Raw genomic sequence first — 24,238 nt, 5'->3', positions numbered from 1 at the left:
GGGGCAGCCGATGTGCCCCGTCAGTCGAACTTGCGGCTTGGGGCCAGCACGACCGCCTCGCCTTTCAGAACGACCGTATCGCCGACGAGGCAGCGGGTTGCAAGCGTGACCCGCCGCCGCGCATGGTCGATCGTCTCGACCGTGACCTCGGCCCGGACCATGTCGCCGGGGCGCACGGGGGCCATGAACTTCAGCGTCTGGCCCAGATAGACCGTGCCATGCCCGGGCAGTTGTTCCCCGATCACCGCCGAGATCAGCCCCGCCGTAAGCATCCCATGCGCGATGCGCCCCTCGAAGATGGTGTCGCGGGCATAGGCATCGTCCAGATGCACCGGATTGCGGTCGGTCGAGACCTGGGCGAACATCTCGATGTCGCGATCGGTGACCATCTTTTGCAGGTGGCGCATCATCCCAATCTCGAGATCCTCGATGACGATCGTGCCGCGGGGAAGGTTGTCCAGCATCTTGGGGTCCATTCGTCTGAAGTCCGGTCCTTGCACTTGATGCTGCATAGCAGCATGGGCGAGACATAGCAAGATTGTTCCGAAATACGCGACGAAGGTATAATATTCTTACTTACGCGTTCAAGACGCCCCGACGCAGAACGCCCGCGCCGGGGGGCGCGGGCGTTCGGGACGCGTCAGTCGCTGCCCTGTCAGCGCAGGCGACCGATCGCATAGGTCGGGGCCTTTTCCTGCACCTTCAGCCAGTGCAGCAGCATCTCCAGATCCGGGGTCTCGATATCGGCGCCGAAGGCATCCGCCGCCAGCCCGCCGGTCACGAAGATCGAATCGATCCCCTGCGCCACGGCGCCGGCGATGTCCGTCGAGATCCCGTCGCCCACCGCCAGATAGCGCGCGTCCGGGCCCAGGCCCATCAGCTGCCGCGCCCGGTCGTAAATCGGCGCATGCGGCTTGCCGAAATAGAGCGTCCGCCCGCCCAGGCTTTCGTAGAACTCGGCCAGCGCGCCCGCGCAATAGATGCGCACGTCGCCCAGATCCACGATGATGTCGGGGTTCGCGCACAGCATCGGCAGCCCCCGGTCGCGGGCGTCGAGGAAGCGGTCGCGGTAATGCTCGGGCGTCTCGCTGACCTCGTCGAAGGGGCCCGAGGCGACGATGCCCTCGGCCTCGGCCAGATCGACGCGGGCGACCGGCTCGGCCCCGGCATGGGCCTCGGGGATGTCAGTGAAGAAGCCGTCATCCTTGGCGGTGCCGATATGCCAGACCTTGCGCCCGACTGCGCCCGCGAACATCGCGTCCTGCGCGGCGTCGCCCGAGCTGACGATCAGATCCCAGGCATCGCGCGGCACGCCCATCAGGTCCAGCTGCGCGGCGACATAGGGGCCGGGGCGCGGCGCATTGGTCATCAGGCAGACGGTGCCCCCCTGCGCCCGGAACGCCTGCAGCGCCGCGACGGCGGCGGGATAGGGCTGCTTGCCATTGTGCAGGCAGCCCCAGAGATCGCAAAACAGCGCGTCATAGCCGGCCGAAATCTCGGCCAGCGACGAGAGGATCCGCGTCATCAGACCGCCAGGACAGGGATGATCTGCTTCTTGCGGCTCATCACGCCGGGCAGCACGACCGTGTCGCCGGTGACGGTCACGGCAAAGCTGCGCTCGGCCACGGATTTGACGAAGTCGTTGGGGACCAGCAGCGTGGCCTCTTCGCGCAGGATGTCGATGACGAAGAGCAGCACCTCCTCGGCACCGTCCTCGGCGGCGACGCCGGGCATGGCGGCCATCAGCGCGGCCTTGCGGTCCAGGATCACCTGCGGAGAGGTCGTCTCCAGCACCGAGATGCGCAGCTGGCGCCCGCCCAGCTCGTATTCCTTGCTGTCCATCTTCAGCAGCGCGGCCTCGCTGAAGGCGCTGACATCGGATTTCGCGGCGAACATCTCGGCCGCGAAACCGGAGATGGTCACGCCCAGATCGGCGGCCAGCTTCTCGGCCACGGCGCGGTCATGGGGCGTGGTGGTGGGGCTGCGGAATTCCAGCGTGTCGGACAGGATGCAGGTCAGCATCGCGCCCTTGATGCCCTCGGGGGCGCGGGCCATGTCCTCGCCGATCAGGTCATGCATGATCGTCGCGGTGCAGGCCAGCGGACGGACGGTGATGTTGATCGGCGTGCGGGTCTTGATGCCGCCGGCCAGCAGGTGGTGGTCGATGATCTCGATCACCTCGGCCTGGTCGATCGAGGCGGGCAGCTCGGCCGGGTTGTTCGTGTCCACGATCACGCAGCGGTCGCCCGCCGTCACGTCGGCGATGATCTGCGGCTTGTCCAGGTTCCAGCGGTTCAGCATCCACAGCGCTTCGGTGTTGGGTTCGCCCTGCAGGACCGCCTCGGCCGGGGTCTTGCGGCATTCGGTCAGATACCATGCCCAGATGAGGGGCGAGCCGGTCGAATCCGTATCGGGAGAGGTATGGCCGAAGACCTTGATCATGAGGCACCCTTGATGTTGTGCGAAAGGAAAATGCTGGTCGCCTTATAGGCAGGCCGCGTCACGTTGTCCACGTTCGCCACGCCGGGGCCTTAACGGCAAAAGGGCGCCCCGGGGGCGCCCTTTGATGCCGATCGGTTGGTGAAGGATCAGGCGGCGACGCGGGTCAGCAGGACCTCTTCGACGCGCTTCTGGGCCCCGCCCTCGTCCAGACCGCCGACGGCGGCGACTTCGCGGGTCAGGCGGTCCAGAGCGGCCTCGTATAGCTGGCGCTCGGAATAGGACTGCTCGCGCTGGTCATCGCAGCGATGCAGGTCGCGCACGACCTCGGCAATGGACATCAGGTCGCCGGAATGGATCTTCTGCTCGTATTCCTGCGCCCGACGCGACCACATCGCGCGCTTGACGCGGGCCTTGCCCTTCAGCGTCTCGAGGGCGCGATCGATCAGGTCGGGGGTCGACAGGCTGCGCATCCCGATTTCCGAGGCCCGCGCGGTCGGCACGCGCAGGGTCATCTTGTCCTTGTCGAACGAGATCACGAACATTTCCAGCCGGAGGCCCGCGACCTCCTGCTCCTCGATCGACACGATGCGACCGACCCCATGGGCCGGGTAGACGACAAAATCATCGGGACGGAATTCGTTCTTCTTGGCTTTCGACATCTGGCTTCCTCTGACATGCGCCCGCAAGACGGGCACAAAGGGCCGCAGGGGGCAGTGCCACCCTCGGTCCATTTTCGATCATGGTCACGCATCCCGCCCGGCAGAGAGCGGGAATGCGGCAGGCTTCAGGCGCAGCAGGGCAGATCCGCGGACCCGCAGACGACTGCGCAACATGAGAGATCATAACACAAAAATGACACGGAAAAAAGCGTCGCCTTCGGCACCGCCTTTCCAGGATCGATCACCTGCACAGCGTGCAATTTCAACGGCGTACCGGGCGCCCCTGCCCCCGGCCGTCCAATCCTGCGCGAATCAGTCGCCTTCGCCGGGCGCTTCCGAGAAATATTTCTCCAGCTTGCCGTCCTGTCCGTCCATCTCGGTGGCGGTGGGCAGAGGGTCCTTCTTGCGGGTGATCACCGGCCAAAGCTCGGAATACTTGCGGTTGAACTCGACCCAGGTCTCCATCGCCGGCTCGGTGTCCGGGCGGATCGCATCGGCGGGGCATTCAGGCTCGCAGACGCCGCAATCGATGCATTCGTCCGGATGGATGACCAGCGTGTTCTCGCCCTCGTAGAAGCAGTCCACGGGGCACACCTCGACGCAATCGGTGTATTTGCACATGATGCAGTTGTCGGTCACGACATAGGTCATGGGGCGCGCTCTTGTCTGGAACTTCGGCCTGTCACCTAGTCGTTTCACGCGGATCAATCAACCCGTCGCCGTTCAGGACCCCTCCCCGACCTCGGGCGGGCTGTCGTCGCGATAGAGCGCCTGCGCCTCGGCGGGGGGCCCGCGCCGCTCGCCCAAGGCCAGCACGGTCATCGCCCGCACGTCGCCATGGGCCGAGACGGTCAGCCGGTCGCCCGGGCGCACGGCCCGCCCCGGCTTGCGGCAGGGCTGGCCGTTCACGCGGATGCCGCCGCCCTCGATCCGGGCCGCGGCCAGACCGCGGGTCTTGAAGACCCGCGCATGGCACAACCACTTGTCCAGCCGCAGCCCGTCGACCTTTTCGGACAAGTCAGCCCTTGTCCTTCAGCTGCGCCAGGATCGCGAAGGGGCTGTCGGGATCGGCCTTCTTCTCGGGGCGCGAGGAGAAGGTCTTGGGGCCCTGATGGCTGGGCTTGCCATCGCGGCCGCCGCCGTCACGTCCATCGCGCTTGCCACCCCCGGTCTTGCCGGCGAACTTGCCGCCCGGCTTGCCCTGCCCGGGCCCGCCGCTGCGCTCACGCCGCTCGCCCTGCGGCGCGTCGCCGCGCGGGCGGTCTCCCGAGGGTCCAGCGCCCGAGGGTGCAGCGCCCTCCCTGGCCTGACCCTCGCGCGGGCCGTCACGGCGGGGACCGCGGCGCTGGCCCTGCGGACGCTCGCCCTCGGCGCGCTCTCCTTGGGACCGGTCACCCTGCGGACGGCGATTGCCGCGCGGCTTGGGCGCCCACCGGAAGCTGTAGAAGACTTCCATCTCGGGCACAGCCTCCTCGGGCGCGGTCGCCTCGGGGGTCGCTTCGCTTTCGACGGCAACGGCCTCGGAAGCCTCACCTTCGGCGGTCTCGGCCGACACCTCGGCAGACGCCGCAGCGGCCTCGGCTTCCAGGCGGCGCTTCTCGGCCTGCTCGGCCTCCCACTTGGCCCGGGTCTCGGCGGCCAGCACCGATTCCTCTTCGGTCATCGGCGCGTCGGATGCCTCGCCCTCGGGCACGGGTGCCACGACCGGAGCCTCGGCGGCCTTGACCTTGGGCCGCTCGCCGCGCTCGGCGGCATAGCCCAGACCCTGCATCAGGCCCGAGAACTGCTCCAGCGTCATGCCGGTGATCGACAGCATGTCGGGATTGGCCTCGAAGCCGCCGCGCGTATCCTGCGCCCGCAAAAGGTCCGCCAGACGTTCCAGCATGTCGATGCGGATCGCCCGCTCGCCCGCCGGGCGATAGCCCGACAGCGCATAGACCTGATCGGGCACCACATCCAGATGCGGGATCGTCACCAGACCGGGGGGCGGGCTTTCGGGAAATTCTGACAGGCCCTCGTGCAGCGACCACAGCACCAGACGCAGGCGCGTCGGCGCGGGCTTGAGCAGCGCGGGCAGGAAGATCGTGAACTGGCCGAAGCGGACGCCATGCTTGCGCAGCGCGCCGCGCGCCTCCTGATCCAGCTCCTTGACCTCGGTGGCGATGGCGTCGCGGGGCAGGATGCCCAGAGCCTCGACCAGCCGGAAGGCGAAGCCGCGCGCCAGACCCGTCAGCGCCTCGTCCTTCTGCAGGGTCACCAGCGGCTCGAACAGCGCGGCGATCTTGCGGTCGATGAAATGCTGGGCGCGACGGCGGACCTTGTCGGCGATCTCGGGGCCGGCCTCCTCGTCGACGAAGACCTCGACGCCGGGATGCAGGGGGTCGGCCCCCTTGACCAGCTTGCCCACGGCCTGGGTGCCCCACATCAGGCCCCCCTGCTCGGTATAGTCCATCTCGGTGTCGGGCGCGTTGTAGAACCGGTCCGCCCGCAGGTGGAACTCGGGCTTGAGCGCCTCATAGCTGGCGCGCGACAGCATCCGCGCCTCGTCAGCCGATCCGGTCTGGTCGGGGCGGAAGCGGAAGCCCTCAAGACGGCCGGCGAATTCGCCCTCGACCGTCACTTCGCCCTTGTCATTCACTTCGGCCACGAGGCTCTCCTTCTGCTTGAGCCGGCGCAGAAGCACGGATGTGCGCCGGTCCACAAATCTCTGCGTCAGCGCCGCGTGCAGCGCGTCCGACAGGCGGTCTTCTACAGCGCGCGTTTCCTCGCGCCAATGCTTTTCGTCCGCCACCCAGCCCGTTCTTTGCGCCACATAGGTCCAGGTGCGGATATAGGCCAGCCGTTTGGACAGGGCGTCGATATCGCCCTGCACCTTGTCGATGCGCGTGATGGCGCGGCCCAGCCAGTCGGCGGGGATATGGCCATCCTGCAGGAAGCCGAAGATTCGGGCCAGCAGGGTTGCGTGTTCCATCTGCGAAATCCCGCGAAAGTCGGGCACGCGGCACACATCCCACAAGAGCCGCACATCCCGCCCGCCCTGCACGCGGTCGCGGATCTCGGGCAAGGCGCCCAGGATCTTCAGCGTCGCGAGATCGTCGGCCTCGCGGCCCCGCGACAGCAGTTCATGGGCGGGGCCGGTTTCCAAACTGTCGATCAGCCGGTCCATCGTGCCGAATTCCAGCGCGCCGTTGCGCCAGGTCAGCCGCTGGATCGGGGCGAAGCGATGGTTCTCCAGCGCGTCGATCAGCCCCTCGTCCAGGATCTCGGCCTCGCCGGTGACGCCGAAGGTGCCGGGCTCGGTATGACGCCCCGCCCGGCCCGCGATCTGGCCCATCTCATGGGGAAACAACGAGCGTACCCGGCGCCCGTCGAACTTGTGCGTGGCACTGAAGGCCACATGTTTGATGTCCAAGTTCAGGCCCATGCCGATGGCATCGGTCGCGACCAGGTAATCCACCTCGCCATTCTGGTACATCTCGACCTGGGCGTTGCGGGTGCGGGGGCTCAGCGCACCCATCACGACCGCGCAGCCGCCCTTCTGGCGGCGCAGCAGCTCGGCCATGGCATAGACGTCGTCGACGCTGAAGCCCACGATGGCGCTGCGGGCGGGCATCCGCGACAGCTTCTTCGACCCGGCCCAGTTCAGCTTGGAGAACCGCTCGCGCCGGATGAACTGCGTCTCGGGGACCAGCGCGGCAATGGCCTTGCGCATCGTGTCGCTGCCCAGGAACAGCGTCTCGACCGTGCCGCGCATATGCAGCAGCCGGTCGGTGAAGACATGGCCGCGACCGGGATCGGCACAAAGCTGGATCTCGTCGATGGCCACGAAATCGGTCGCGATGTCGGGCATGGCCTCGGTCGTGGCCACCCAATACTGCACGCGGGGCGGCACGATCCGCTCCTCGCCCGTGACCAGTGCCACGACCGAGGGGCCGCGCGCCTTCACGATCCGGTCATAGACCTCGCGCGCCAGAAGGCGCAGCGGCAGGCCGATGACGCCCGAGCGATGCCCCAGCATCCGTTCGATGGCATGGTGGGTCTTGCCCGTGTTGGTCGGACCCAGGATGGCGGTGATGCGCCCGCGCGACGAGATGTTCATGATCTAGATATCGGTCCCAAGGCGCTGTCTTTCCAGACGGGCCACCGCATCGATCGCCTCCTGCTGGTGGGGATGGATCGCCAGGCTGGCCCGATAGGCGTCCAGCGCCCGGTCCGGATCACCCATTTCCTCCAGCATGGCGCCCAGCTGGGTCAGCGCGGCGAAATGGCGCGGCTCCAGCACCAGCGTGCGTTGCAGGTCGGACAAAGCGGGGCCGAACTGCCCGGACATGGCCAGCGCCGCCGCCCGGGCCTGGAAGCCCGCGGCGAAGTCGGGGGCATGGTCGGTCAGCGCGCTCAGATGTCCGATGGCCGTCGGCAGATCGCCCCTGTCCAGCGCCGCCTCGCCGCGCTGCAGCAGCAGGTCCATCGCGGCCGAGCCCGACCGCGACCAGTCCCTCAGGATGTCGCTTTCCGCGATGCGCCAGCCCTCGCCCGAAGGCTCGGCCAGCTGCGCGAAGGCGTCGTCCAGCGGATCGGCCCCGGCCGGCAGGGGCAACAGGCTTGCAAAGCCCATCAAAATCGTCAGAACCGGGTGACGCAGTGCCGCGACGGCATTATGGAAAACATGGCGGACCGGGGTCATAGCTCCGGTGTAACCCAGCCCGCAGGTCGGGCGCCAGCCAAAGCGCATCAGGAGACGTGAAATGAGCGAAGTCGTGACCAAGGCCGTCGAGCAGCTGTCCACCAAGATCGACAGCTTCGATTCGACGGCGAAATTCGTCATCACCGGCGAAGGCGCCATCATGATCGACGAGAACGGCGTGCGCGCCGGCGACGAGGAGGCCGAGGTCACCCTGACCGCCAGCCGCGAGACCTTCGAGGGAATCATGAACGGCGACGTGAACCCCGCCACCGCCTTCATGATGGGCAAGCTGAAGGTCGACGGCTCGATGGGCGTGGCGATGCAGCTGGGCCAGAAGCTGGCCTGATCCCATGCAGCAGGCGCCGTTCCATCAACTGCCCGACGACCGGTCGGCCCCGGCCCGGGCCTACTGGACGCAGGCGGATGACGATCTGCGCCTGCGGCTGGCCCATTGGCAGGCCCCGGGCGACGACCCGCAAGGCAGCGTCCTGCTGTTCCCCGGGCGCACCGAATATGTCGAGAAATACGCCCCCGTGGCGCATCGCCTGACCGCCCAGGGCTATGACGTGCTGTCGATCGACTGGCGCGGGCAGGGCATGTCCGACCGCCTGCAGGCCGATCCCCGCTTGGGCCATATCGGTGATTTTGCCGATTACCAGCGCGACGTGATCGAGATGATCGTCGCGGCCAAGCATCTGGACCTGCCCCGCCCCTGGCACCTGCTGGCCCATTCGATGGGCGGCTGCATTGGCCTGGCCGCGCTCGGGGCCGGGCTGCCGGTGCAGAGCGCGGTCTTCTCGGCGCCGATGTGGGGGATCAACCTGCGCCGCGTGCAGCATGGCATGGCGCTCGGCATCGCCTATCTGGCGGGCCGCGTGGGGCGCGGCGGGTTGGCCGCGCCGCGCAGTGGCGGTGGCGCGACCACCTATCCGCTGGACGAAAGCTTCAACGCCAACCTGCTCACCCGCAACGGCGACGAATGGGCGCGGCTGGTGCGCGAGGCCGTGGCCTGGCCCGACCTCACCATCGGCGGCGCGACCTTCGATTGGGTCGGCAAGGCGCTGAACGAATGCACCCGCCTGTCGCGCCTGCCCTCGCCCGATCTGCCGATGCTGGTCTCGCTCGGCAGCGACGAACGCATCGTCTCGCCCCAGGCCATCCGCGACCGCGCCGCCCGCTGGCCGGATGCGGACCTCCTGGTCATCCCCGGGGCCCGCCACGAGATCCTGATGGAAACCGACGAACTGCGCGAGCCCTTCTACGCCGCGATGCTGGCCCGCTTCGCCGCCGGCTGAGCCCCACACGCCCTGACGGCCCCCTGCGACGGTCCCGAAATATCCTCGGGGGGAGACGCCGCAGGCGGCGGGGGGCAGACGGCCCCCCTGCCCCCTCGGGCAGAAGGCACAGCCCTCAGGCGTCGGCCCTCGACCGCTCGGACGGGGTGGCGACGTTCGTCATCCGCAAGCGGATGCGCTTGAGCCGCCGGGGATCGGCCTCGACCACCTCGAACTCCGCCCCCGAGGGATGGGTGATGACCTCGCCGCGCAGCGGCACCCGCCCGGCCAGCATGAAGATCAGACCGCCAAGCGTGTCGACCTCCTCATCCTCGTTCTCGACCAGGCGCAGCCCGGTCTCGGCCTCGACATCCGACAGGGCGGCGCGGGCCTGGATCAGCCATTGGCCGGTCTTCTCGTGGATCCACAGCCCGCCCTCGTCCTCGTCATGCTCGTCCTCGATCTCGCCGATGACCTGCTCGATCAGGTCCTCGATCGTGACCAGGCCGTCCACGCCGCCATATTCGTCGATGACCAGCGCCATGTGGATGCGCTTCTGCTGCATCTGCTGCAGCAGCACCCCGATGGGCATCGAGGGCGGCACGTACAGCATCGGGCGCAGCATCGGGCGCAGGGTGAACTTGCCGCCCGCGCCGAAGCCGTGCTTCAACGTCAGGTCCTTGAGGTGGATCAGCCCCAGAGGACTGTCCAGCGTGCCCCGGAACACCGGGATGCGCGTGAACCCGTGCTCGCGGAACATCGTCACCAGATCGTCCAGGGTGATGTTCAGCGGCGCCGCGATGATCTCGACCTTGGGGATCGCCACGTCATCGACCCGCATCCGGCGCAGGTTCACCAACCCGGGGCGGCCTGCGGCGTGATGCTCGCCCTCGTCGCCCTCGGTTTCAGAGGAATCGCCGCCCTTCAGGGCGTCGATCACCCGCCCGAAGAAGCCGCGGGGACTGGCCGGCTCCTGCTCGGCCTCGTCGGCCCGGTCACGATCGGGAACGGGGGACAGGTCCTGCGCGGGCTGCTCGGATAATCGGGTGTCGGACGTCATCGGGCGGTTTCTCCATAGGGATCGGGCACGTCCAGACGGGCGAGGATCGCGCGCTCCGTCGTTTCCATGCGTTCGGCGTCGGGGTCGGTGTCGTGGTCATAGCCCAGCAGATGCAGGGTCGCGTGGACCAGCAGATGCAGGACGTGATGGTCGAAGGGCTTGCCCTGCGCCTGCGCCTCGGCGGCGCAGGTCTCGTAGGCGATGGCGATGTCGCCCAGCTCATCCTCGTCGGGGATCTCGGGCGCCTCGCCCGGCGGGTGCGGCAGATGCTCGACCGAGGGCCAGGACAGCACGTTCGTGGCGCGCGGCTTGCCCCGGAAATCGGCGTTCAGGCTGGCGATGCGGGCATCGTCGCAGCCCATGACCACCACCTCGCCGCCGATGCGGTGCCATGACAGCGCCGCCTCGACCGCTTTGGCCGCCAGGTCGTCCAGACCGGCGGCCTCCCATCGGTCATCCTCGATGACGCAATCGGCAGTGATCTCGTCAGGCATCGTTCCGCATCATCCGGCGCGGGACATATTGCCCGCGCATCTCCTCGGTTTCGCCGCGGGCATGGGCCGCGATTTCCTCGGCGTCATACGCCTTGATGATCCGCGCGACAAGCGGATGGCGCACGACATCATCGGCGGTGAAATAGCTGAAGCTGATGCCTTTCACGTCCTTCAGGACCTTTTCGGCGTCGATCAGGCCGGACTGCATGCCGCGCGGCAGGTCGATCTGGGTGCGGTCGCCGGTGATGACCATCCGCGACCCCTCGCCCAAGCGCGTCAGGAACATCTTCATCTGCATGGAGCTGGCGTTCTGCGCCTCGTCCAGCACCACGAAGGCGCGGCTCAGCGTGCGGCCCCGCATGAAGGCCAGCGGCGCGATCTCGATGCGCTTCTCCTCCATCAGCTTCTGCATCTGCTTGCCGGGCAGGAAGTCGTTCAGCGCGTCATAGAGCGGCTGCATGTAGGGATCGACCTTCTCCTTCATGTCCCCGGGCAGGAAGCCCAAGCGCTCGCCCGCCTCGACGGCGGGGCGGGACAGGATGATCTTGTCGACATGGCCGCCGATCAGCATGGTCACGCCCACGGCGACCGCCAGATAGGTCTTGCCGGTGCCCGCCGGCCCGATGCCGAAGGCCAGCTCGTTCTGGAACAGCGCGCGGACATAGGCCTTCTGCGCCTCGGTGCGCGGCTCGACCGATTTCTTGCGGGTGCGCAGCTCGTAATTGCCCTGCGCGAACATCTCCATCTGCTCGGCCGGAGTCACTTCGGCGGCGGGCTCGACGCCCATGCGCAGGGCGGCCTCGACCTCGGCCAGGCTGACGGGGCGGTGCTGCTCCAGCCGGGCGTACAGACCGCGCAGCAGGGTCGCGGCCTCGGACTGCGCCTCGGGGCCGCCGACGACGGCGATCTGGTTGCCGCGGCGCAGGATATGGACGCCAAGCGCCTCCTCGATGCGGGCCAGATGGCGGTCATTGGCCCCGCAGAGGTCGATCAGCAATCGGTTGTCGGGAAATTCCAGAAGGGTTTCGGCCGTGGGTGCGGTGACGGGTGGCGTCGGGGTCAGGCCCAAATGTCTCTCCTGTTCAGGCGTGTGATCTCAAGGTGGCAAGCCTGCGGGATTCGCACAAGGTCGCGCGACCCGCATCCGGCGATGAATTGCCGCAGAACGTGGCAAAACACGGGCCATGGCGCAAAAGTTGCATCACGGCGCGGCAAAACCGGCCCGAGGCGCCGGGGATCTGCCCAGGAAAGCGGCCAGCGCGGGGGCCGCGTCCATCCCGGCCACCGGCCCGTCATGGGCGATCCGCCCGCCCTGCAGCAGCGCCACCCGGTCGCCGATCAGCCCGACCGAGGCCATGTCATGGGTGATGGTCAGCGCCGTGGCGCCCGTCTCGGTCACGATGCCGCGGATCAGCGCGTCGATGGCGCGGGCGCGGATCGGGTCCAGCCCGGTGGTCGGCTCGTCGAAGAAGATCACCTTGGGATCGTCGGCGATGGCCCGGGCGAGGCCCGCCCGCTTGGCCATGCCGCCCGACAGCTCGGCGGGCATCAGGTCGGCGGTCTCGGGGCCCAGGCCCACGCGGGCCAGCTTGTCCAGCGCGATGCCCCGGGCGCGGTCGTCGGACATGCGCTGGCGCAGGCGGAACGCGACGTTCTGCCAGACCGACAGGCTGTCGAACAGCGCCGCCCCCTGAAACAGCATCCCGAAGCCCGCCAGGAAGCGCGCCCGCGCGGCCCGGTCCAAAGGCTGGCCCTGCCACAGGATGCGGCCCGCCTCGGGCGCCTCTAGCCCCAGGATGCATTTCAGCAGCACCGACTTGCCGGTGCCCGACTGCCCGATGACGCAGAGGCTTTCGCCCTGCCCCAGTGTCAGGTCCACTCCGTCCAACACGCGCGCGGCGCCGAAGGATTTCTGCAGGCCCCGGATCTCGATCATTCGAAGAACAGCCCCGTCAGGATGAAGTTCGCGGCCAGGATCCCCACGGCGGCCGCGACCACGGCCGAGGTCGTGGCGCGTCCCACGCCCGCCGCGCCGCGCCCCGAGCGCATCCCGAACCAGCAGCCCGACAGCGTCACGACCAGTCCGAAGACCGCGCCTTTGATCAGTCCCGAAGTGACGTCCCAGGGCTCCAGATAGGACCAGCTGCCGCTGATGTAGGTGGCCGAGGAAAAGCCGAGCGATCCGGTCCCCACCAGCCAGCCGCCCATGATCCCGATGATGTCGCCCACCGCGACCAGCACCGGCATGGACAGGATCCCGGCCCAGAGGCGCGGCGTCACCAGCCAGCGGACCGGATCGGTGGACAGCGTCACCAGCGCGTCGATCTGTTCGGTGACGCGCATGGTGCCCAGTTCGGCGGCGATGGAGCTGGCGACGCGCGCCGCCACCATCAGCCCCCCCAGCACCGGCCCCAGTTCGCGCACCATGCCGATGGCCACGATGGCGGGCACGACGTCGCTGGCTTGGAACCGGGCGCCGCCGGAATGAATCTGCAGCGCCAGCGCCGCCCCGGTGAAGAGCGCGGTCAGCCCGACGACCGGCAGGGACAGCCAGCCGATCTGGATGATCTGGTGCAGCAGCGCGCGGCCCGGGAAGGGGCGCAGCCCGACGAGGCCGCGCGCGGCAAAGAGTGCGACCGCGCCGATGCCGCGCGTCACCCTCAGCGCGGGGCGGCCGACCGCCCGGAGGGGGGTCACACCCAGGTCCGGGCGTAGCGCAGGCCAAGCGAGGTCAGCACCTCGTAGCCGATGGTCCCGGCCAGATCGGCCAGCCGGTCGATGGGCTGGGCCGGGCAGATCAGCGCCAGCCGGTCGGGAACCTCGGCCAGATCGGTCACGTCCACGGTGATCAGGTCCATCGAGACCCGACCGACGATGGGACAGGCCGTCTTTCCCGCGTAAAGCTGGGCGCCGCTGGAGGACAGGGCCCGCAGGATCCCGTCCGCATAGCCTGCATCGACCGTCGCGATGCAGCTGTCGCGCGCGGCGTGCCAGGTGGCGCCATAGCCCACCATCTCGCCCGCGGCGACCGCCCGCGTCTGGATCACGCGCAGCGACAGCGTGACCACGGGCCGCGCCTCGGCAAAGGGCATCCCGCCATAGAGGCCCACCCCGGGCCGCACCATGTCGAAGTGATAGTCCGGCCCCAGCAGGATGCCCCCGGTCGCGGCCAGCGACCGCGGCACGTCGCAGCCCTCGGTCATGGCGCGGAAGGCGGCCAGCTGCGCGGCATTGGCGGGGTGGTCGGGTTCGTCCGCGCAGGCCAGATGCGACATGATGAACTCGGGACGCGCGGCCAGTGCCTCGGCGCGGATGGCAGACCATTCGGCGGCCTCCATGCCAAGCCGGTTCATGCCGCTGTCCAGCTGGATGGCGAAGGGCTTGCCCGGACGCAGGACACGGTCGCGGAAGAACTGCGCGGGGCTGTTCAGGACCGGGGTCAGGCCGGTCAGATCCTCGCCCGCCATATGGCCGGACAGGATGTTGATGCGCGCATCGGGCGGCAGCAGGGGCCGGATCGCCCGCCCCTCGCGCGCCAAGGCCACGAAGAAGTCCCGCACCCCAGCCTTATAGAGCGCCGGGGCGACCCGGTCGGCGCCCAGGCCATAGGCATCGGCCTTGACCACGGCGGCGGCGCGGGAACCGGGCGCCCGGGCGGCCAGTGCGGCGTGATTGGCCAGGATGGCCGCGAGGTCGATCTGCAATCCCATGGCCCTCGATTGCCTCTGCGGCCGTGCCGCGTCAAGACCCGTCGCGCGAGGCCATGTTTGCAGATTTTCAGTTTGCTGATCCAATCCGCTGTCTTGTTTGCAAATTCCCCCGATTTTCCTTTGCGCGGCCCGCGCCACCCGCTAGCCTGCGCTGTGATCGAGGGAGGCCCGCCATGAAGGACATTCTGCAGGAACTGGAACGGCGCCGCGCCGAAGCCCGGCTTGGCGGCGGCCAGCGCCGCATCGACGCCCAGCACGCCCGCGGCAAGCTGACCGCCCGCGAGCGGGTCGAGCTGCTGCTGGACGAGGACAGCTTCGAGGAATTCGACATGTTCGTCGCCCATCGCAGCACGGATTTCGGGATGGAATCCGACCGTCCCTATGGCGACGGGGTGGTGACGGGCTGGGGCACGATCAATGGGCGCATGGTCTATGTCTTCAGCCAGGACTTCACCGTCTTCGGCGGCAGCCTGTCCGAAACCCATGCCCAGAAGATCTGCAAGATCATGGACATGGCGATGCAGAACGGCGCCCCGGTGATCGGCATCAACGATTCGGGCGGCGCCCGCATCCAGGAGGGCGTGGCCAGCCTTGCGGGCTATGCCGACGTGTTCCAGCGCAACATCATGGCCTCGGGCGTGATCCCGCAGATCAGCGTCATCATGGGCCCCTGCGCGGGCGGCGCGGTCTATTCGCCGGCCATGACCGACTTCATCTACATGGTGCGCGACACCTCCTACATGTTCGTGACCGGCCCCGACGTGGTCAAGACCGTCACCAACGAGGTCGTCACCGCCGAGCAGCTGGGCGGCGCCGGCACGCATACCAAGAAATCTTCGGTCGCCGACGGCGCCTTCCAGGACGATGTGGAGGCGCTGTCCGAGATCCGCCGCCTGTTCGATTTCCTGCCCCTGAACAACCGCGAGAAGGCGCCGGTGCGGCCCTTCTTCGACGATCCGGCGCGGATCGAGCCCAGCCTGGACACGCTGATCCCCGACAACCTGAACCAGCCCTACGACATGACCGAGCTGATCGCCAAGATCGCGGACGAGGGCGATTTCTACGAGATCCAGAAGGATTTCGCGGGCAACATCATCATCGGCTTCATTCGGATCGAGGGGCAGACGGTCGGCGTCGTGGCCAACCAGCCGATGGTGCTGGCGGGCTGCCTGGACATCGACAGCTCGCGCAAGGCGGCGCGCTTCGTGCGCTTCTGCGACGCGTTCGAGATCCCGATCCTGACGCTGGTCGACGTTCCGGGCTTCCTGCCCGGCACGGGGCAGGAATATGGCGGCGTCATCAAGCACGGCGCGAAACTGCTCTTCGCCTATGGCGAGGCGACGGTGCCCAAGGTCACGGTGATCACCCGCAAGGCCTATGGCGGGGCCTATGACGTGATGGCGTCCAAGCATCTGCGCGGCGATTTCAACTATGCCTGGCCCACCGCCGAGATCGCCGTGATGGGTGCCAAGGGCGCGGTCGAGATCCTCTATCGCAGCGAGCTGGGCGATCCCGACAAGATCGCCGCGCGCACCAAGGACTACGAGGACCGCTTCGCCAATCCCTTCGTGGCCGCGGAAAAGGGCTTCATCGACGAGGTGATCCAGCCGCGCTCCACGCGCAAGCGGGTGGCCCGGGCCTTCGCCTCGCTGCGCGGCAAGCAGCTGACGAACCCGTGGAAAAAACACGACAACATTCCGTTGTGATGACGCAGGCGGGGCGCGGGATGCACAAGGTCGTGAATGATGCAGCGGGGCCACAGCCGCGCGGCGCTGTGGCGGCGGACCTGTCCGGTCCCTGTCTGCGGGCCGGTCGCTTGGCTATCATGCGGGTCAGGTCGGCTGTCCAACAAGCCGTCCATAACTCGAGCAGACGGGCGCACCGCCGCCCGCATCACAGGAGCATTCATCCATGTCGAAGAAGATCGTTCTGGGCTTCGTGCTGGTCTCGGCCTTTGCCGCCTGCCAGCGTCAGCAGCCCGCCGACGTCTATGTGCCCACCGCGCCCGCCCCGGTGGTCAACCCCGTCACGACCGAACCGGTCTATAGCGGCAAGTTCGGCTAACACCCGTATCCACATCCTTGCGCGCGGGCGGCCTGCCCGCCCGTGCGCGGCGACAGGCCCCCTGCGCCCCAGCAAAGGGGCCCAGCCATGCTGAAGCATCGCGGCTTTCCCGGGCGTCTGCCCGGCACAGATTTCCAGTTCACCATCCGGCGCGAGAACCGCAAGAAGGGCGCCACGCCCATCACCAAGCGCGAGCGGTTCAAGGACCGCCGGCCCGCCGACAAGCGCGCCGATGCGGGCTTCCTGTCCGCCCTGATCGCCAAGTTCGGCGACGAGCCCTTTCCCCGCGGCAACCTGGATGCCGGGCGCCTGTCCTGGCTGATCGGGCGCGAGGTGCGGGCCGTGGGCGAGTTCGATCCCGCCGATTACGACCAGCTGCTGCAGGTCGACATGGCCGCCGCCGAGGCGGGCTTCCCCGAGCTGTTCGTCCAGGACGCGCCCCCCGCCTTCGATTGGGACGACGCGGATGGCTGGGACGACGACGATGACGGGGATGACGCCCGCTGATGCGCAGGTTGATGCTGAACCCCTTGAAGTCACACGCATGTCAGTTTGACGCGGGGCGCGGCTGTGCGATAACGGGTATCGACCTACAACCGGCCCCCAGGGGGCCCAACACGACAGGCTTCATTTCATGCAAAAGATCTTCACTCTTCGTCTTGCCGGTCTGGCTCTGGTCGCGGCCGGTCTGTCCGCCTGCGCCCCCGGCTATCAGGGCGGCGGCATCACCCCGGACGCGCAGCGCGCTGCCGGCGGCGCCGTGGCGGGTGCGGTCATCGCCCGCGCGCTGGACGAGGATATCGCCACCGGTGCGGCCATCGGTGCCGTCGGCGGCGCGCTCTGCGACGACGCCGGCGTCTGCCAGCGCCGCTACTGATCCACTAAGACCGGGGCAGCCCGCAGATCGCGCGGCTGCCCGCCAACCCACGGGATTCACATCATGTCCAAGTATTTCGCCATCGCCGCTCTGGTCGGCACGACCGCCATTGCGGGCTGCACGCAGGGCATCAACCCGACCGACACGGATCGCGCGCTCATCGGCGCCGGTGTCGGTGCAACCATCGCCAGCGTCAGCGGTGAAAACGCCATCCAGGGCGCGGCCATCGGCGGCGCGGCGGGTGCGCTGTGCAACGACTTCCGTCTGTGCCAGTGACGACCTGACCGGCGCGTCCTGCGCGCCTTCGGCCTGCCAGACCGTCCGAAGCCCCGTGCTTCGGACGGTTTTTTCATGTTCCGTCCTGGGGGGGAGCCCATGTTCAAGAAGATCCTGATCGCCAACCGGGGCGAGATCGCCTGCCGCGTCATCAAGACCGCGCGCAAGATGGGCATCGCCACCGTCGCCGTCTATTCCGACGCCGACCGCAATGCGCTGCATGTGAAGATGGCCGACGAGGCCGTCCATATCGGCCCCTCGCCCGCCAGCCAGTCCTATATCGTGATCGACAGGATCATGGAGGCGATCCGCCAGACCGGCGCCGAGGCGGTGCATCCGGGCTACGGCTTTTTGTCCGAGAACCGCAAGTTCGCCGAGGCGCTGGAGGCCGAGGGCGTCGTCTTCATCGGCCCCCCCTCGGGCGCGATCGAGCAGATGGGCGACAAGATCACCTCGAAGAAGCTGGCGCAGGCAGCCGGCGTCAGCACCGTGCCGGGCCATATGGGCCTGATCGCGGATGCCGACGAGGCGGCGGCGATCAGCGCGGGCATCGGCTATCCGGTGATGATCAAGGCCAGCGCCGGCGGCGGCGGCAAGGGCATGCGGATCGCGTGGAATGACGACGAGGCGCGCGAGGGTTTCGAATCGTCGAAATCCGAGGCCGCCAGCAGCTTCGGTGACGACCGGATCTTCATCGAGAAATTCGTCACCCAACCGCGCCATATCGAGATCCAGGTGCTGGCTGACCAGCACGGCAACGCGGTCTATCTGCACGAGCGCGAATGTTCGATCCAGCGCCGCAACCAGAAGGTCGTCGAAGAGGCGCCGTCGCCCTTCCTCGACGAGGCGACGCGGGCCGCGATGGGCACGCAGGCCGTCGCGCTGGCCAAGGCCGTGGGCTATACCAGCGCGGGCACGGTCGAGTTCATCGTTGACGGCGACCGCAACTTCTATTTCCTCGAGATGAACACCCGGCTGCAGGTCGAACATCCGGTGACGGAACTGATCACCGGCGTCGATCTGGTCGAACAGATGATCCGGGTCGCGGCGGGCGAGACCCTGCCCTTCGCGCAGTCGGACCTGAAGATCACCGGATGGGCGATGGAAAGCCGTCTTTACGCCGAGGATCCCTATCGCGGCTTCCTGCCCTCGATCGGGCGCCTGACCCGCTATCGTCCGCCCGCCGAGGTCTCGGCCGGGCCGATGCGCGCGCAGAACAAGTGGCTGGCGCAGGGCACGCCCTCGGGCGAGGCGGCGGTCAGGAACGACACCGGCGTCTTCGAGGGCGGCGAGATCAGCATGTTCTATGACCCGATGATCGCGAAGCTGTGCACCTGGGCGCCGACGCGCGGCGCGGCGATCGAGGCGATGCGCGTGGCGCTGGACACGTTCGAGGTCGAGGGGATTGGCCACAACCTGCCCTTCCTGTCGGCGGTCATGGATCATCCGAAATTCGTGTCGGGCGACATCACCACGGCCTTCATCGCCGAGGAATATCCCGACGGCTTCCAGGGCGCGACCCTGCCCGAGGACGAGCTGCGCCGCCTGGCCGCCGCCGCCGCCGCCATGCACCGCGTGGCCGAGATCCGCCGCGCCCGCATCAGCGGCCGGCTGAGCAATCACGAACGCCATGTGGGCGAGAACTGGGTGGTCTTCGCGGGCGGGCATGAGTTCGCCTGTCGCGTGGTGCCCGACCGCGAGGGGGCCGAGGTGCAGGTCGACGGCAAGGCCCTGCGCGTCGAAAGCGACTGGCGCCCCGGCCAGACCCTGGCCCGGCTGGAGGTCGATGGCCGCCCGCTGGTCCTCAAGGTCGACAAGATCGCCGCCGGCCTGCGCCTGCGCAGCCGGGGCGCCGATCTGCGCGTCCATGTCCGCAGGCCCCGCGCCGCCGAACTGGCCCGGCTGATGCCCGAGAAGCTGCCCCCCGACACGTCGAAGTTCCTGCTCTGCCCGATGCCCGGGCTGATCGTAAAGATCAACGTGGCCACGGGCGACGAGGTGCAGGAAGGCCAGGCGCTGGCCACGGTCGAGGCGATGAAGATGGAGAACATCCTGCGCGCCGAGCGCAAAGGCGTGGTCAAATCCGTGACCGCCGCCCCCGGCGAAAGCCTGAAGGTCGACGAGATCATCATGGAATTCGAATGATCGCCCTGCTGCCCCCGGCCCTGCTGGCCGCCCTGCTCGCCCTTGGCGGGGCGGCGGGCGTCTTAGTGGTCGCGGGCGGCGCGGTCCTTCCCCTGGGCAGCATCGACCTGCCCTTGGCCTACATCCTTCCGCCGCTGGTCGCGCTGGCGCTGTTCCAGCTGGTCTTCGGGGCCTTGGCGCGGCGCTGGCGGGGCCTCGGGTTCTGGCTTGTGGCGCTGCCAGTCTCGGCACTGATCTGGGGGGCCGGGCTGTGGCTGCTGCTGGACGCGCGGATCACCATTCCGCAGGCGCTTGCGGGTACGGCGATCGGCCATCTGGCGGCGTTGCTGGCAGCTTTGGCCGGGATTCGGGGGCGCCGGGATGGGCGGTGATCAGTCGGCCTCCCGGCGGCGCATCGGCATGCTGTCGATCAGGGCGATGATCTCGTCCGGGGTCACCGGGCCGTCGCGGTCCAGCTTGATGCCGCCATCCTTGCCGATCAGCAGAACCCGCAGGCCCGCCGCGGGGCGCAGGTCTTCGGCGCCCGGCCCGTCGGTCAGCAGCGTCACCTCGCGCTCGGCCAGCGCGCCGGAGGCGGCACGCATCCGGGCGATCTGGTCCGCGACCGGCCCCTCCTCGCCCAGCACGACGACCGGGCGGGCCTGCCAACGCAGCTGCGCTAGGGTGTCGGTCTGCAGGGCGGCCACGGGCAGGCCCGCGCCCCGGCCTGTATCGGCGGGCGCCATCACCGGCCAGAAGGCCATCGCGGCGGTCAGACAGAATCGCATCGCATCTCTCCCCACTGTCCGGACAGGACGCCTGCGGGCGGCGGCAGGTTCCCATGCCGCCGCTTGACGCGCTTCTCAGCCCGCAGCTGCAGCAGGCCGTGGTCACCGGCCTGTTCGTGGCCATCGGCTGGATCGTGGTCGCCGCGCAGACCCGCCGCCGCGACGCGGCCCTGCGCCGCGCACGCGAGACCGACCTGCAGCGCGCCCTCTTGGCCGAGATCCGCGCCCATGTCTTCGCGCTGGAACAGCAGACCCCCTCGCCCGAGGATGCCGAGGCCTTGATCGCGCGCATCCGCTCGGGCGATTTCGTGCCCACCCTGCCCCAGCAGGCCAATGACCGGATCTTCGGCGCGGTGATCGCCGACATCCACATCCTGCCCGCACCGGTGATCGACCCGATCGTACTGTATTACCGGCTGCTGTCGATCATGGGGGCATTGGCCACCGACCTGCGGCGCATCGCACGCCATGATGGCGAACGGGCGGCGCAGATGATGGCGGATTACCTGTCGCTGATGGACGAGACGCGCGACTACGGCATCCAAGCGATCCGCGTGCTGACCGAATGTCTGCGCGGCGGCGCCGAGGCCGTGGACCAGATGCTGGACGAGGATGAAGCGCAGGCGATCGCGCAGCTCGCGCGGCAGCTGCCCGAGGAGCTGGCCCGGATGCGCGACCGTCTGGCCGCGCGCGAGGTCAGTAGCCGATCTTCGGACCCGAGAGGCCGGTGATGGGACGCAGCCCGATGGCCCGCACGATCTCGTTGGCACGGCTGATGGCGGTGGGCTTTCCCTCGGCGCGCGGGGCGGGGGTGTCGCTGCGGCGCGCGGGGGTCTTGGTCGGTCGGACAGGCACCACGGGCGCGGCGCTGCGGTCGGGACGCGAATTGGCCATGATCGATCCCCTTGCTGGGTCCGGCCCCATGCCGGATTGCCCTCATGATATAGGGAACGCGCCGCAAATCCACAAGTTTCGCGCGGGCCCCGTTCAGCGCAGCACGTTGCCCCGCCCGATCTCCTGTCGGCGCAGCGGCAGCCGGTCGATGGCGCGGCCGATCTCGCGCGCATCCCACAAGCTGGGGCGGCGGATCTTCACCTGCCCGTCCTTGTCGATCACCACCAGCGAGAAGCCGCGCGGCCGCAACTGCTGGCGCCAGAGGCTGTTGGCCGCCGGATCGCTGTCGACCACCACCACCACGTCGCGCGCCGCCAAGGCGCGGCTGTCGCGTTCCAGCGCCGCCACCTGCTGCAGGAAGGCCGGATCGTCGGGCGTGTCGGCAAAGACCACCACCGGCCGGGCGTTCCACAGGAACTGCTGCGGCGTGACCTCGGCCGCGTCCAGAAGCACGGGGCTTCCCTCGGCCAGGGGCGACACCACCGGCACCGGTGGGTCGGGCTGCCGGGACACGGGCGGCAGACGGGCCGGATTGCGCTGCGGCTCACGGGCGCTGGCGATGTCGGGATCCGCCTCCGGGTCGGGCACGGGCCCGTCGCGGGCGGGGCCCATTGCGGCCAGAGCCATCACGAAAATCAGGAATTTCAATTTCATCGGCACCTCGTCATGCTTTGAATATAGGGCAGGACGGGCCGCGCGAAAGGACGGATCATGACAAAAGCCACGATGCAGGACTGGGACAAACTGGCGCGGAGCGAGTTGAAGGGCCGCGATCCCGACAGCCTGACCTGGAACACGCTGGAGGGGATCGCGGTCAAGCCGCTCTATACCTCGGCAGATACCGAAGGGCTGGACCATCTGGACGGGCTGCCGGGCATCGCCCCCTTCACGCGCGGGCCGCGCGCCACGATGTATGCGGGCCGTCCCTGGACGATCCGGCAATATGCGGGGTTTTCGACCGCCGAGGCGTCGAACGCCTTCTATCGCCGCGCCTTGGCGGCGGGCCAGCAGGGCGTGTCGGTGGCCTTCGATCTGGCCACGCATCGCGGCTATGACAGCGACCATCCGCGGGTCGAGGGCGATGTGGGCAAGGCGGGCGTCGCCATCGATTCGGTCGAGGACATGAAGATCCTGTTCGACGGCATCCCGTTGGACAAGGTCAGCGTGTCGATGACGATGAACGGCGCGGTCATCCCGATCCTGGCGAATTTCATCGTCACCGGAGAGGAGCAGGGCCATTCCCGCGCCGTGCTGTCGGGGACCATCCAGAACGACATCCTCAAGGAGTTCATGGTCCGCAACACCTATATCTACCCGCCCGAGCCCTCGATGCGGATCATCGCGGACATCATCCAGTACACCTCCGACGAGATGCCCAGGTTCAACTCGATCTCGATCTCGGGCTATCACATGCAGGAGGCCGGGGCGAACCTGGTCCAGGAACTGGCCTATACCCTGGCCGACGGGCGCGAATACGTGCGCGCGGCCATCGCGGCGGGCATGGATGTGGATGCCTTCGCGGGGCGGCTGTCCTTCTTCTTCGCCATCGGCATGAACTTCTTCATGGAGATCGCCAAGCTGCGCGCCGCCCGCCTGCTGTGGCACCGCATCATGTCCGAGTTCGAGCCGAAGAAGCAGGGCAGCCTGATGCTGCGGACGCATTGCCAGACCTCGGGCGTCAGCTTGCAGGAACAGGATCCCTATAACAACGTCATCCGCACCGCCTATGAGGCGATGTCGGCGGCGCTTGGCGGCACGCAGTCGCTGCACACCAACGCGCTGGACGAGGCGATCGCGCTGCCGACCGAATTCAGCTCGCGCATCGCGCGCAACACCCAGCTGATCCTGCAGGAGGAGACCGGCATCACCAATGTCGTCGATCCGCTGGCGGGCAGCTATTACATCGAGAGCCTGACCGCCGAGCTGGCCGAGAAGGCCTGGGAGCTGATTTCCGAGGTCGAGGAGATGGGCGGCATGACCAAGGCCGTGGCCAGCGGCATGCCCAAGCTGCGCATCGAGGAGACGGCGGCGCGGCGGCAGGCGCTCATCGACCGGGGCCAGGACGTGATCGTCGGCGTGAACAAGTACCGCAAGGAGACCGAGGACCCGATCGACATCCTCGACATCGACAACGTCGCCGTCCGCGACAGCCAGATCGAACGCCTGGCCCGCATCCGCAGCACCCGCGACGAGGCCGCCGTCACCGCCACGCTGGCCGAGATCACGCGGCGCGCCCGCGAGGGCGGCAACCTGCTGGAGGCCGCCGTCGAGGCCGCCCGCGCCCGCGCTTCGGTCGGCGAGATCAGCATGGCGATGGAGGAGGTCTTCGGCCGCCACCGCGCCGAGGTCCGCACGCTGGCCGGCGTCTACGGCGCCGCCTACGAGGGCGACGAGGGCTTTGCCCAGATCCAGCGCGACGTCGAGGCCTTCGCCGAGGAGGAGGGCCGCCGCCCCCGCATGCTGGTCGTCAAGATGGGCCAGGACGGGCATGACCGGGGCGCCAAGGTGATCGCCACCGCCTTCGCCGATATCGGCTTCGACGTGGATGTGGGGCCGCTGTTCCAGACCCCCGAGGAGGCCGCGCAGGACGCCATCGACAATGACGTGCATGTGGTGGGCATCAGCTCTCAGGCGGCGGGGCACAAGACACTGGCGCCCAAGCTGATCGCGGCGCTGCAGGCGGCGGGGGCGGGCGAGATCCTGGTCATCTGCGGCGGCGTGATCCCGCAGCAGGATTACGACTTCCTGCGCCGCGCGGGCGTCAAGGCGATCTTCGGCCCGGGCACCAACATCCCCACCGCCGCCGCCGACATCCTGGCGCTGATCCGCGAGACGCGGGGCTGAGCCCTTCCGGGGGGCCCCCAGCCTCTCGGTCCGGTCAACATGGAGGGA

General features: G+C 68.4%; 28 protein-coding genes. 11 read left to right on the top strand and 17 right to left on the bottom strand.

The window, feature by feature from the left end:
* Window positions 1–20: 20 nt before the first annotated feature.
* The 8 genes from FA743_RS00465 to FA743_RS00430 form a co-directional block, all read right to left on the bottom strand.
* Entirely contained in the window at window positions 21–464 is a 444-nt protein-coding gene (locus FA743_RS00465) for a MaoC family dehydratase (protein WP_136883925.1), read from the bottom strand.
* Between the two features lie 191 nt (window positions 465–655).
* Window positions 656–1,525, bottom strand: a complete 870-nt coding sequence (locus FA743_RS00460) for a TIGR01459 family HAD-type hydrolase (protein WP_136883924.1) — start codon at window positions 1,523–1,525, stop codon at window positions 656–658.
* The gene (locus FA743_RS00455) at window positions 1,525–2,442 is read right to left on the bottom strand and encodes a manganese-dependent inorganic pyrophosphatase (protein WP_136883923.1); all 918 of its coding nucleotides are present in this window, start codon (window positions 2,440–2,442) and stop codon (window positions 1,525–1,527) included. Before FA743_RS00455 ends, FA743_RS00460 begins: the two co-directional genes overlap by 1 nt.
* A 146-nt stretch (window positions 2,443–2,588) precedes the next feature.
* A complete protein-coding gene (locus FA743_RS00450; RefSeq protein WP_136883922.1) occupies window positions 2,589–3,101 on the bottom strand; it encodes a CarD family transcriptional regulator in 513 nt (170 codons plus the stop codon).
* 312 nt (window positions 3,102–3,413) lie between these two features.
* Window positions 3,414–3,752 carry a ferredoxin FdxA gene (fdxA, locus tag FA743_RS00445; RefSeq protein WP_135312490.1) on the bottom strand — a complete coding sequence of 113 codons (339 nt, stop codon included), beginning with the start codon at window positions 3,750–3,752 and terminating at the stop codon, window positions 3,414–3,416.
* A gap of 72 nt (window positions 3,753–3,824) precedes the next feature.
* The gene (locus FA743_RS00440; RefSeq protein ID WP_136883921.1) at window positions 3,825–4,118 is read right to left on the bottom strand and encodes an RNA-binding S4 domain-containing protein; all 294 of its coding nucleotides are present in this window, start codon (window positions 4,116–4,118) and stop codon (window positions 3,825–3,827) included.
* A gap of 1 nt (window position 4,119) precedes the next feature.
* Complete coding sequence (locus tag FA743_RS00435; protein ID WP_136884390.1) at window positions 4,120–7,194, bottom strand: helicase-related protein; 3,075 nt, start codon at window positions 7,192–7,194, stop codon at window positions 4,120–4,122.
* A gap of 9 nt (window positions 7,195–7,203) precedes the next feature.
* Window positions 7,204–7,716: a tetratricopeptide repeat protein gene (locus FA743_RS00430; RefSeq protein ID WP_169308722.1), complete on the bottom strand. Its 513-nt coding sequence runs from the start codon at window positions 7,714–7,716 to the stop codon at window positions 7,204–7,206.
* Between the two features lie 130 nt (window positions 7,717–7,846).
* Between FA743_RS00430 and FA743_RS00425 the strand changes: the two genes are divergently transcribed.
* Both FA743_RS00425 and FA743_RS00420 read left to right on the top strand, forming a co-directional pair.
* On the top strand, window positions 7,847–8,131 hold the full coding sequence (locus tag FA743_RS00425; protein WP_136883919.1) for an SCP2 sterol-binding domain-containing protein: 285 nt from the start codon (window positions 7,847–7,849) through the stop codon (window positions 8,129–8,131).
* Between the two features lie 4 nt (window positions 8,132–8,135).
* Window positions 8,136–9,080 (top strand): alpha/beta fold hydrolase, encoded by a 945-nt coding sequence (locus tag FA743_RS00420; RefSeq protein ID WP_136883918.1) that lies wholly within the window; start codon window positions 8,136–8,138, stop codon window positions 9,078–9,080.
* A 115-nt stretch (window positions 9,081–9,195) separates the two neighbouring features.
* Here FA743_RS00420 and FA743_RS00415 read toward each other — a convergent pair whose 3' ends face one another.
* The 6 genes from FA743_RS00415 to alr form a co-directional block, all read right to left on the bottom strand.
* Window positions 9,196–10,119: a CBS domain-containing protein gene (locus FA743_RS00415; RefSeq protein ID WP_136883917.1), complete on the bottom strand. Its 924-nt coding sequence runs from the start codon at window positions 10,117–10,119 to the stop codon at window positions 9,196–9,198.
* Window positions 10,116–10,613: an rRNA maturation RNase YbeY gene (ybeY, locus tag FA743_RS00410; RefSeq protein WP_136883916.1), complete on the bottom strand. Its 498-nt coding sequence runs from the start codon at window positions 10,611–10,613 to the stop codon at window positions 10,116–10,118. The genes FA743_RS00415 and ybeY overlap by 4 nt, the downstream gene beginning before the upstream one ends.
* Complete coding sequence (locus FA743_RS00405; protein ID WP_135312483.1) at window positions 10,606–11,682, bottom strand: PhoH family protein; 1,077 nt, start codon at window positions 11,680–11,682, stop codon at window positions 10,606–10,608. Before FA743_RS00405 ends, ybeY begins: the two co-directional genes overlap by 8 nt.
* A gap of 132 nt (window positions 11,683–11,814) precedes the next feature.
* Entirely contained in the window at window positions 11,815–12,549 is a 735-nt protein-coding gene (locus FA743_RS00400) for an ABC transporter ATP-binding protein (protein ID WP_136883915.1), read from the bottom strand.
* Window positions 12,546–13,310: an MlaE family ABC transporter permease gene (locus FA743_RS00395; protein WP_136883914.1), complete on the bottom strand. Its 765-nt coding sequence runs from the start codon at window positions 13,308–13,310 to the stop codon at window positions 12,546–12,548. The genes FA743_RS00400 and FA743_RS00395 overlap by 4 nt, the downstream gene beginning before the upstream one ends.
* A complete protein-coding gene (alr, locus tag FA743_RS00390) occupies window positions 13,307–14,323 on the bottom strand; it encodes an alanine racemase (RefSeq protein WP_136883913.1) in 1,017 nt (338 codons plus the stop codon). Before alr ends, FA743_RS00395 begins: the two co-directional genes overlap by 4 nt.
* Window positions 14,324–14,496: 173 nt before the next feature.
* Here alr and FA743_RS00385 point away from each other — a divergent pair, with 173 nt between their 5' ends.
* The 7 genes from FA743_RS00385 (at window position 14,497) to FA743_RS00360 (ending at window position 20,056) form a co-directional block, all read left to right on the top strand.
* Window positions 14,497–16,029: an acyl-CoA carboxylase subunit beta gene (locus FA743_RS00385; protein WP_136883912.1), complete on the top strand. Its 1,533-nt coding sequence runs from the start codon at window positions 14,497–14,499 to the stop codon at window positions 16,027–16,029.
* A gap of 205 nt (window positions 16,030–16,234) precedes the next feature.
* Entirely contained in the window at window positions 16,235–16,387 is a 153-nt protein-coding gene (locus FA743_RS20190) for a hypothetical protein (RefSeq protein WP_169308721.1), read from the top strand.
* 87 nt (window positions 16,388–16,474) lie between these two features.
* A complete protein-coding gene (locus tag FA743_RS00380) occupies window positions 16,475–16,894 on the top strand; it encodes a hypothetical protein (RefSeq protein WP_136883911.1) in 420 nt (139 codons plus the stop codon).
* Between the two features lie 127 nt (window positions 16,895–17,021).
* Window positions 17,022–17,264, top strand: coding sequence for a hypothetical protein (locus tag FA743_RS00375; protein ID WP_136883910.1), 243 nt, complete (start codon window positions 17,022–17,024; stop codon window positions 17,262–17,264).
* A gap of 63 nt (window positions 17,265–17,327) precedes the next feature.
* Complete coding sequence (locus FA743_RS00370) at window positions 17,328–17,540, top strand: hypothetical protein (protein WP_169308720.1); 213 nt, start codon at window positions 17,328–17,330, stop codon at window positions 17,538–17,540.
* A gap of 99 nt (window positions 17,541–17,639) precedes the next feature.
* Window positions 17,640–19,685, top strand: a complete 2,046-nt coding sequence (locus FA743_RS00365; RefSeq protein ID WP_136883909.1) for an acetyl-CoA carboxylase biotin carboxylase subunit — start codon at window positions 17,640–17,642, stop codon at window positions 19,683–19,685.
* A complete protein-coding gene (locus FA743_RS00360) occupies window positions 19,682–20,056 on the top strand; it encodes a hypothetical protein (RefSeq protein WP_136883908.1) in 375 nt (124 codons plus the stop codon). Before FA743_RS00365 ends, FA743_RS00360 begins: the two co-directional genes overlap by 4 nt.
* Here FA743_RS00360 and FA743_RS00355 read toward each other — a convergent pair whose 3' ends face one another.
* Window positions 20,057–20,452 (bottom strand): DUF4174 domain-containing protein, encoded by a 396-nt coding sequence (locus FA743_RS00355; protein ID WP_136883907.1) that lies wholly within the window; start codon window positions 20,450–20,452, stop codon window positions 20,057–20,059.
* 53 nt (window positions 20,453–20,505) lie between these two features.
* Here FA743_RS00355 and FA743_RS00350 point away from each other — a divergent pair, with 53 nt between their 5' ends.
* A complete protein-coding gene (locus FA743_RS00350) occupies window positions 20,506–21,183 on the top strand; it encodes a hypothetical protein (RefSeq protein WP_136883906.1) in 678 nt (225 codons plus the stop codon).
* Here FA743_RS00350 and FA743_RS00345 read toward each other — a convergent pair.
* On the bottom strand, window positions 21,149–21,346 hold the full coding sequence (locus FA743_RS00345; RefSeq protein WP_136883905.1) for a hypothetical protein: 198 nt from the start codon (window positions 21,344–21,346) through the stop codon (window positions 21,149–21,151). The two genes, FA743_RS00350 and FA743_RS00345, sit on opposite strands and share 35 nt — an antisense overlap.
* Before the next feature lie 93 nt (window positions 21,347–21,439).
* Complete coding sequence (locus FA743_RS00340; protein ID WP_136883904.1) at window positions 21,440–22,000, bottom strand: DUF4174 domain-containing protein; 561 nt, start codon at window positions 21,998–22,000, stop codon at window positions 21,440–21,442.
* A 57-nt stretch (window positions 22,001–22,057) separates the two neighbouring features.
* On the opposite strand from FA743_RS00340, the gene scpA reads away from it, so the two are divergent.
* A complete protein-coding gene (gene scpA, locus FA743_RS00335) occupies window positions 22,058–24,190 on the top strand; it encodes a methylmalonyl-CoA mutase (protein ID WP_136883903.1) in 2,133 nt (710 codons plus the stop codon).
* The last annotated feature ends 48 nt before the right edge of the window (window positions 24,191–24,238 follow it).

The organism is Paracoccus gahaiensis, assembly GCF_005048225.1.
GTDB classification, from domain to species: domain Bacteria; phylum Pseudomonadota; class Alphaproteobacteria; order Rhodobacterales; family Rhodobacteraceae; genus Paracoccus; species Paracoccus gahaiensis.
The sequence above is the reverse complement of the archived record's forward strand: the minus strand, read 5'-3'. Positions and strand labels throughout refer to the sequence as shown.

Bases quoted from the DNA above. Each gene is read 5' to 3' on its own strand.
- FA743_RS00465 (WP_136883925.1), bottom strand. From the start codon at position 464: ATGCTGGACAACCTTCCCCGCGGCACGATCGTCATCGAGGATCTCGAG.
- FA743_RS00460 (WP_136883924.1), bottom strand. From the start codon at position 1,525: ATGACGCGGATCCTCTCGTCGCTGGCCGAGATTTCGGCCGGCTATGAC.
- FA743_RS00455 (WP_136883923.1), bottom strand. From the start codon at position 2,442: ATGATCAAGGTCTTCGGCCATACCTCTCCCGATACGGATTCGACCGGC.
- FA743_RS00450 (WP_136883922.1), bottom strand. From the start codon at position 3,101: ATGTCGAAAGCCAAGAAGAACGAATTCCGTCCCGATGATTTTGTCGTC.
- fdxA (WP_135312490.1), bottom strand. From the start codon at position 3,752: ATGACCTATGTCGTGACCGACAACTGCATCATGTGCAAATACACCGAT.
- FA743_RS00430 (WP_169308722.1), bottom strand. From the start codon at position 7,716: ATGGGCTTTGCAAGCCTGTTGCCCCTGCCGGCCGGGGCCGATCCGCTG.
- FA743_RS00425 (WP_136883919.1), top strand. From the start codon at position 7,847: ATGAGCGAAGTCGTGACCAAGGCCGTCGAGCAGCTGTCCACCAAGATC.
- FA743_RS00420 (WP_136883918.1), top strand. From the start codon at position 8,136: ATGCAGCAGGCGCCGTTCCATCAACTGCCCGACGACCGGTCGGCCCCG.
- FA743_RS00415 (WP_136883917.1), bottom strand. From the start codon at position 10,119: ATGACGTCCGACACCCGATTATCCGAGCAGCCCGCGCAGGACCTGTCC.
- ybeY (WP_136883916.1), bottom strand. From the start codon at position 10,613: ATGCCTGACGAGATCACTGCCGATTGCGTCATCGAGGATGACCGATGG.
- FA743_RS00400 (WP_136883915.1), bottom strand. From the start codon at position 12,549: ATGATCGAGATCCGGGGCCTGCAGAAATCCTTCGGCGCCGCGCGCGTG.
- alr (WP_136883913.1), bottom strand. From the start codon at position 14,323: ATGGGATTGCAGATCGACCTCGCGGCCATCCTGGCCAATCACGCCGCA.
- FA743_RS00385 (WP_136883912.1), top strand. From the start codon at position 14,497: ATGAAGGACATTCTGCAGGAACTGGAACGGCGCCGCGCCGAAGCCCGG.
- FA743_RS20190 (WP_169308721.1), top strand. From the start codon at position 16,235: ATGTCGAAGAAGATCGTTCTGGGCTTCGTGCTGGTCTCGGCCTTTGCC.
- FA743_RS00380 (WP_136883911.1), top strand. From the start codon at position 16,475: ATGCTGAAGCATCGCGGCTTTCCCGGGCGTCTGCCCGGCACAGATTTC.
- FA743_RS00375 (WP_136883910.1), top strand. From the start codon at position 17,022: ATGCAAAAGATCTTCACTCTTCGTCTTGCCGGTCTGGCTCTGGTCGCG.
- FA743_RS00370 (WP_169308720.1), top strand. From the start codon at position 17,328: ATGTCCAAGTATTTCGCCATCGCCGCTCTGGTCGGCACGACCGCCATT.
- FA743_RS00365 (WP_136883909.1), top strand. From the start codon at position 17,640: ATGTTCAAGAAGATCCTGATCGCCAACCGGGGCGAGATCGCCTGCCGC.
- FA743_RS00360 (WP_136883908.1), top strand. From the start codon at position 19,682: ATGATCGCCCTGCTGCCCCCGGCCCTGCTGGCCGCCCTGCTCGCCCTT.
- FA743_RS00355 (WP_136883907.1), bottom strand. From the start codon at position 20,452: ATGCGATTCTGTCTGACCGCCGCGATGGCCTTCTGGCCGGTGATGGCG.
- FA743_RS00350 (WP_136883906.1), top strand. From the start codon at position 20,506: ATGCCGCCGCTTGACGCGCTTCTCAGCCCGCAGCTGCAGCAGGCCGTG.
- FA743_RS00345 (WP_136883905.1), bottom strand. From the start codon at position 21,346: ATGGCCAATTCGCGTCCCGACCGCAGCGCCGCGCCCGTGGTGCCTGTC.
- FA743_RS00340 (WP_136883904.1), bottom strand. From the start codon at position 22,000: ATGAAATTGAAATTCCTGATTTTCGTGATGGCTCTGGCCGCAATGGGC.
- scpA (WP_136883903.1), top strand. From the start codon at position 22,058: ATGACAAAAGCCACGATGCAGGACTGGGACAAACTGGCGCGGAGCGAG.